Genomic DNA, 6,533 nt, shown 5'->3' with positions numbered 1-6,533 from the left:
GACGTAGGCCTCCATGATGACCGCGTAGAGCGCCCGGTCGATGCGGCGCCGGCGCTCCAGGAGGCTGGGGAAGAAGCTGCCGGTGCGGACCTTGGCAGGCTGCCGAAATGACGGTCGGACGGGCGTTCCCTGTATTGCTATAGAAATTCTTATAGTGTTACGGAACATAGGGTAAAAACGTCAGTACGTCAGGAACCGCAGGTGGGAGCGGGTGGGGCAGCTGACGTTCGCTCGGGGCAAAGTCCCCACTGTTCCCTCGCAGCCCAAAACAACAAAACCCCCGCCAAACTGGCACGGGGTTTTTGCTCGCTGCTGCTCCCTACTCCGCTGTGAGCGCCCGGTGGACGGTGCCCTTGCCGACTCCCAGGGCCCTGGCAATCTCGCCGTAGGACTCTCCGGCGGCCTTCCGGCACTGTGCGGCGGCGAGCATGTCCGGCGTCATGGCCTTGGGCCGTCCGCCGACCCGCCCCTGAGCCTTGGCGGCTTCCAGTCCGGCGCGCGTGCGCTCAACGATCATGTCTCGTTCGAGTTCGGCGAACGCGACCATCATCGTGAAGAAGAACTTGCCCTCACCCTTGGGCGAGTAGCTACCGGCCAACGTGCCGGTCAGGATCCGCAGGCTGATTCCGCGCTGATGCAGGTCCTCAGCGATGGTCAGCACGTCCTTGGTGGACCGGCCAAGTCGGTCAAGCTTCCACACGCAGAGCGCGTCACCATCGCGCATGTAGTCCAGCGCTGCCGCGAGCCCGGCCCGGTCGATGTTCTTGCCAGACGCCTTGTCTTCGAAGACGCGTGAGCATCCGGCTTCATTGAGTGCGTCCGCCTGAAGCTGTGCGTCCTGGGCGTTGGTGCTCACCCGCTGGTAGCCGATCAGGTGGCCGCTGGTCTTGTTCGTCGTCATGCCCCCATCGTTCCAAAACTCGTTCCGAAACGTCAAGGGATTGCGGCATGTTCTGGAACGACTTTTGAAACAGACTCGGGGGTCGATCGGGGGTCCGGCGCGACCGTTCTACTAACCATCGTTTGTGGAACGACTCCTCGTGGTGACTGTCTGTCAAGGTACGAAACCTGCCGAGTGGACCATTCCGCTGCGCCGCACCAGCCTTGGGGGTAGGCACCGCAGGATTGGAGTCGTCGCATGGATGCGCACGAGATCCGCCGGGTCGTCGTTCAGCTCACAGAGGGCAGCCGAGAAGGGTACGGCGCAGTCAATGAGGTCATCAGCGACACCTTCCCCATGGATCCGCCCTGGCTTGGGGCGCGCGAGCAGCAAGGACTTCCGGATGACTGGCGTACGACCATCCACGTGAATAGCCCCACGGGCAATCGGTACACAGCGCCCCGGCAGGTGACTCTCCGCTCCCAGATTGTCGGCCCCGTTCGGCTTGTTCTGGAGGGTGACGACGCTGACGTTAGCTACGTGCGGAGCGTCATCAGCGAGAGCTTCAGAGTCGAAGAAGCAAGCCCACACCCTGCTGGCAATGGCAAGGTCACGCGCGAACTGACCATCACACCTAGCGAGAGATCGGGGGCTTGACTCTCGACGCTGCACCGCTTCAGGCAGCCGGCCGGAGTGCCCGGGGGTGGGTCAATCTCTGGACGCACACGGCCAAGGGACCCATGCCCCCAGGCCCGCACACGTCTCCGCGAAATTGGAGGGGCGGGGCGTATCAGCTACTCCGCCCGCTGGTGCTGGGGGGTGTCCGGCGGCAACAGGTCGCGAAGCTTGGCGATGATCTCCCGCCCGCCGTTGATCGGCCGGACGAACACGCCGAAGCTGTGCACGGCCATGACACTGACCGCCTGACCGGACCGACGATCGTAGGCAGGCTGCCCTACCTCGGGCTGCCACTGCTCCGTGCTCATGCGCTCAACTCCCTTGGCACGACGTACAGTCCATCTCTCGGAAGCATGGGCCTCACGCCGTGCTCGGCCAGCACGCGGGCCATGAGCCGCTGAGACTCGCCGTCGATCAGTCGGCCGGTCAGCCTGGCGTACTCCGTGAGAACGTCCGCCAGCGCGCGGGCAGTTGTGGCGCTGCACCCGCCAAGCGAGACGTGCGCCCCGCTGTCCAACCCACGACCGCTTGTCACGGGCATCACGTTGGGGGAGCACGGCAGTCCCGCAAGCCTCCAAGCGATCTCTACGGCGTCCGCTGCGGCCTCTGCCTCTGCACGCCAGGTGCGTCGCTGCGCTGTCTCGCTCTCCACATCGGTCACGATCTGCCCCGCCTCCTGTGGTCCGTCTCTGGCTCGCTTACTGGTGTACCGGCCCATTCGAGCGAGATCAGCGACCAAACCAGAGACAGGCTGACCGGCACGGCGGTAGCGTCGAAGAACGCCCAAATGTCTCGGGGGATGTCTTGAACAGTGGTCTTCGCCGCGCTATGGGGGACGCCCGGTTGAGTGCCCGTCAGCTAGCCACCCGCGTCGGGGTGGCACCTAAGACGGTGGAACGATGGCTGACAGATGAGGCCCTGGTCCCTCACCCACGGAACCGGGCGGACGTAAGTGAAGCGCTAGGGGTGAATGAAGAGATGCTGTGGCCGAACGTGGTTCGGTCGGCGATCAAGACCGGCCCCGATCGAGAGATCGTCTCTGTCTACCCCTACCGCTCCGCTTGCCCGTCGTCAGCGTGGGGTCAACTCATCGGTGACGCGAGGGATGATCTGTTCTTCGCGGGATACACGAACTACTTCCTGTGGCTTGAGCAGCCGAACTTCCTCGGCACGCTGCGCGCCAAGGCTGCGACGGGTTGCCGCGTACGCTTCCTGCTTGGCGACCCGGGTGGAGAGACCACGGTGCAGCGGGAGCGGATCGAGGACGTTGCGCTCACGGTCTCCACACGGATTCGGATCACGCTGGAGAACTTGGCCAAGCTGGGCGGCGTGCAGGGCGTAGAGGCTCGCTACAGCGCCGCTGACGATGCCACCAACCATGTCAGCCTGTCGGTGTTCCGCTTTGACTCTCAGGCACTCGTGACGCCCCACCTAGCTCGGTTCGTCGGCCACGACTCCCCGATGATGCATCTCCGCCAACAGCAAGAGGGCGGCATGTTCGACCGATTCGCGGCGCATGCCGAGGAGTTGTGGGAGCGCGGGACGCCAGTAACCCTGGGCTAACACTGGGGCCGAGTCAGGCCGAGAGGCGCGCCCGGAATGCGGACACTCCCCGTGCGGTTTGATGGAGGCATGGCTTCTCGTGCACGTGTACGCGCCCCCGAGCTGGTGGGCAAGGGCGGATGGTTGAACACCGGCGGCAAGGATCTGTCCCTGGCAGACTTCCGAGGTCGCATTTTGATACTAGACTTCTGGACCTTCTGCTGCATCAACTGCCTGCATGTGCTGGACGAGTTGCGGGAGCTGGAGGAGAAGCACCGCGACACGGTGGTGATCGTCGGGGTGCACTCGCCGAAGTTCGTGCACGAGGCGGACCACCAGGCGGTGGTGGACGCGGTGGCCCGGTACGAGGTGCACCACCCGGTGCTGGACGACCCGGAGCTGGCGACCTGGAAGCAGTACGCGGTGCGGGCGTGGCCGACGCTGGTGGTGATCGACCCGGAGGGGTACGTGGTCGCGCAGCACGCGGGCGAGGGCCATGCGCACGCGATCGCGAAGCTGGTGGAGGAGCTGGAGGCCGAGCACGCGGCGAAGGGGACGCTGCGGCGCGGTGAGGGACCGTACGTGGCGCCGGAGCCGCAGGCGGGGGATCTGCGCTTCCCGGGCAAGGCGGTGCGGCTGCCGGACGGGCACTACCTGGTCGCGGACTCGGGGCACCACTCGCTGGTGGAGCTGGCCGAGGACGGCGAGACGGTGGTGCGGCGGATCGGCGACGGCGTGCGCGGCCTCGTCGACGGGACGCAGCCGCGGTTCAGCGAGCCGCAGGGCCTGGCGCTGGTCCCGGCGGAGCTGGAGCTCGGCTACGACGTGGTGGTCGCCGACACGGTGAACCACGCGCTGCGCGGGGTGCGGCTGGCGGACGGCTCGGTGAGCACGCTGGCGGGCACCGGCAAGCAGTGGTGGCAGGGCTCCCCGACCGAGGGGACGGCGCGCGGGGTGGACCTGTCCTCGCCGTGGGACGTGGCGTTCTTCGGCGGCCGGGTGTGGATCGCGATGGCCGGCGTGCACCAGCTGTGGGCGTTCGACCCGGCGGCGGGCACCGTCGCGGTGGCGGCGGGCACCACCAACGAGGGCCTGGTCGACGGTCCGGCGGCGGAGGCGTGGTTCGCCCAGCCGTCGGGGCTGGCGGTCTCCGCGGACGGCGAGCGGCTGTGGGTCGCGGACTCCGAGACCTCGGCGCTGCGCTGGGTTTCACGTGAAACCGGCGAGGTGCACACCGCGGTCGGCAGCGGCCTGTTCGACTTCGGGCACCGGGACGGCGCTGCCGAGCAGGCGCTGCTGCAGCACCCGCTGGGCGTCACCGTGCTGCCGGACGGCTCGGTCGCGGTCAGCGACACCTACAACCACGCGCTGCGGCGCTTCGACCCGGCGAGCGGCGAGGTGAGCACGCTCGCCACCGACCTGCGCGAGCCGTCCGGCGCGGTGCTGGTGGACGGCGACATCGTGGTGGTCGAGTCGGCGCGGCACCGGCTGACCCGGCTGCGGCTTCCCGAGGAGGCGGTGCGGGTGGAGTCGGTGGCGCACCGCACCCAGCGCGCCGCCACCGAGGTCGCCCCGGGCGCCTTCCGGCTGGACGTGGTCTTCTCCGCGCCCAGCGGCCAGAAGCTGGACGAGCGCTACGGCCCGTCCACCCGGCTGCTGGTCAGCTCCACTCCGCCGGAGCTGCTGGTCTCCGGCGCGGGCGCGGACTCCGCGCTCTCGCGCGAGCTGGTGCTGTCGGACGCGGTGGCCGAGGGCGTGCTGCACGTCTCGGCGATGGCGGCGTCCTGCGACGACGACCCGGAGATCGAGTACCCGGCCTGCCACGTGCACCAGCAGGACTGGGGCGTTCCGGTGAAGCTGGTCGCGGGCGGCGCGGGCCGGCTGCCGCTGGTGCTGGCCGGGATGGACTGACCGCCGGGCGCGGGGCCGCGCGAAGGCGAGGGATGACCAGGTCGCGGTCCTCCGCTTCGCGCAGGCCCCGCGCCCCTTCGGTTGCCCGCTCAGCCTTCGAGGAAGGCCTTGATCGCGCTCGCGAGGTAGTGCGGGTCCTCGGCGCCGCACAGCTCGCGGGCGGAGTGCATGGAGAGCGCCGCGATGCCGCAGTCGACGGTGGTGATGCCGAGGCGGGCCGCGGTGATCGGGCCGATCGTGGTGCCGCAGGGCATCGCGTTGTTGGAGACGAAGGTCTGCCACGGCACGCCGGCCTTCTCGCAGGCGGCGGTGAAGACGGCGCGGCCGACCGCGTCGGTGGCGTAGCGGTTGTTGACGTTGACCTTGAGGATCGGGCCGCCGTTGGGGAGCGGGTGGTGGCCGGGCTCGTGGCGCTCGCTGTAGTTCGGGTGGACGGCGTGGCCCATGTCGGAGGAGAGGCAGACGGTGCCGGCCAGCGCGCGGGCGCGGTCCTCGGCGGTGCCGCCGCGGGTGTAGCAGACCCGCTCCAGGACGTTTCCGAGCAGCGGGCTCTGCGCGCCGGTGTCGGACTCGCTGCCGGTCTCCTCGTGGTCGAAGGCGGCGAGCACCGGGATGTGGGACAGCTTTCCGCCGGCCTGGGCGACGGCGGCCAGCGCGGCGGTGGCGGCGTGCACCGAGAGCAGGTTGTCCAGGCGCGGGCCGGCGAGCAGTTCGCGGTCGCGGCCGAGGTAGCTGGGCGGCTGGATGTCGTGGGTCATCAGGTCCCAGCCGGCGATGTCGGCGGCGGCCAGGCCGGCCCGCTCGGCGACGTACTCGATCAGCGCGCCCTCGGTGGTGTCGCCGATTCCCCAGATCGGCGTCAGATGGCGCTGCTTGTCGAGCTTGAGGCCCTCGTTGACCTGGCGGTCGAGGTGGATGGCGAGCTGCGGGACGCGCAGCAGCGGCTCGTCGAGCTGGACCAGCCGGGCGGTGCCGTCGCGCAGCGCGAGCCGGCCGGAGAGGCCGAGGTCGCGGTCGAGCCAGGTGTTGAGCGGGACGCCGCCGTAGATCTCCACGGCGACCTGCCGCCAGCCGGCCGAGCCGGTGTCCGGGATCGGCTTGACCCGCAGGTTGGGCGAGTCGGTGTGGGTCCCGACGATCCGGTAGGGGGTCTCCGGACCGACGCCCTCGGGGAGGAACCAGGCGATCAGCGCGCCGCCGCGGATCAGGTACTTGCCGCCCGTGCTGCCGTCCCAGGCGTCCGTCTCGCGGACCTCGCGGAAGCCGGCCCGCTCAAGCCGCTCGGCCGCGCTCGCCACCGCGTGGTACGGGGAGGGCGACGCAGCGAGGAAGGCGACCAGGTCGTCTGTGTGCGTCCGGTCGAAGAAGGCCGTTCGGTCGGCGGCGGTCGACATGTTGCTCCTGGGTTGAGGGCGGCCGGGCCTGATGGGGGGTCGGCCCCTGCAGAGCATATGCCCGTACACGGACAGGACCGCGTGAAGTCTGCAACGGTGACACAACGGTGAACGGGGCGCGACACAAC

At 69.0% G+C, this 6,533-nt stretch carries 7 protein-coding genes and 1 pseudogene; 3 read left to right on the top strand and 5 right to left on the bottom strand.

Annotated elements, in window-relative coordinates; genetic code table 11:
- Positions 1-105: pseudogene (locus tag AB0K51_RS23275) on the bottom strand (transposase); the annotation flags it as partial.
- A gap of 214 nt (positions 106-319) precedes the next feature.
- On the bottom strand, positions 320-901 hold the full coding sequence (locus tag AB0K51_RS23270; RefSeq protein ID WP_363458604.1) for a recombinase family protein: 582 nt from the start codon (positions 899-901) through the stop codon (positions 320-322).
- A 237-nt stretch (positions 902-1,138) separates the two neighbouring features.
- On the opposite strand from AB0K51_RS23270, the gene AB0K51_RS23265 reads away from it, so the two are divergent.
- Complete coding sequence (locus AB0K51_RS23265) at positions 1,139-1,537, top strand: hypothetical protein (protein ID WP_363458602.1); 399 nt, start codon at positions 1,139-1,141, stop codon at positions 1,535-1,537.
- A 137-nt stretch (positions 1,538-1,674) separates the two neighbouring features.
- Here the strand turns inward: AB0K51_RS23265 and AB0K51_RS23260 are convergent, their stop codons facing one another.
- Both AB0K51_RS23260 and AB0K51_RS23255 read right to left on the bottom strand, forming a co-directional pair.
- Positions 1,675-1,866 (bottom strand): hypothetical protein, encoded by a 192-nt coding sequence (locus AB0K51_RS23260; protein WP_363458600.1) that lies wholly within the window; start codon positions 1,864-1,866, stop codon positions 1,675-1,677.
- Positions 1,863-2,219, bottom strand: a complete 357-nt coding sequence (locus AB0K51_RS23255) for a hypothetical protein (RefSeq protein WP_363458598.1) — start codon at positions 2,217-2,219, stop codon at positions 1,863-1,865. The genes AB0K51_RS23260 and AB0K51_RS23255 overlap by 4 nt, the downstream gene beginning before the upstream one ends.
- Before the next feature lie 305 nt (positions 2,220-2,524).
- On the opposite strand from AB0K51_RS23255, the gene AB0K51_RS23250 reads away from it, so the two are divergent.
- Positions 2,525-3,121, top strand: coding sequence for an XRE family transcriptional regulator (locus tag AB0K51_RS23250; RefSeq protein WP_363458596.1), 597 nt, complete (start codon positions 2,525-2,527; stop codon positions 3,119-3,121).
- A gap of 69 nt (positions 3,122-3,190) precedes the next feature.
- Entirely contained in the window at positions 3,191-5,011 is a 1,821-nt protein-coding gene (locus AB0K51_RS23245; protein WP_363458594.1) for an NHL domain-containing thioredoxin family protein, read from the top strand.
- Positions 5,012-5,100: 89 nt separating this feature from the next.
- On the opposite strand, the gene AB0K51_RS23240 is transcribed toward AB0K51_RS23245, so the two are convergent.
- Entirely contained in the window at positions 5,101-6,405 is a 1,305-nt protein-coding gene (locus tag AB0K51_RS23240) for a M18 family aminopeptidase (protein WP_363458592.1), read from the bottom strand.
- Positions 6,406-6,533 lie beyond the last annotated feature (128 nt).

This window comes from Kitasatospora sp. NPDC049285, from assembly GCF_040678815.1.
Taxonomy (GTDB): domain Bacteria; phylum Actinomycetota; class Actinomycetes; order Streptomycetales; family Streptomycetaceae; genus Kitasatospora.
This window is presented reverse-complemented; position numbering and strand designations above follow the sequence as displayed.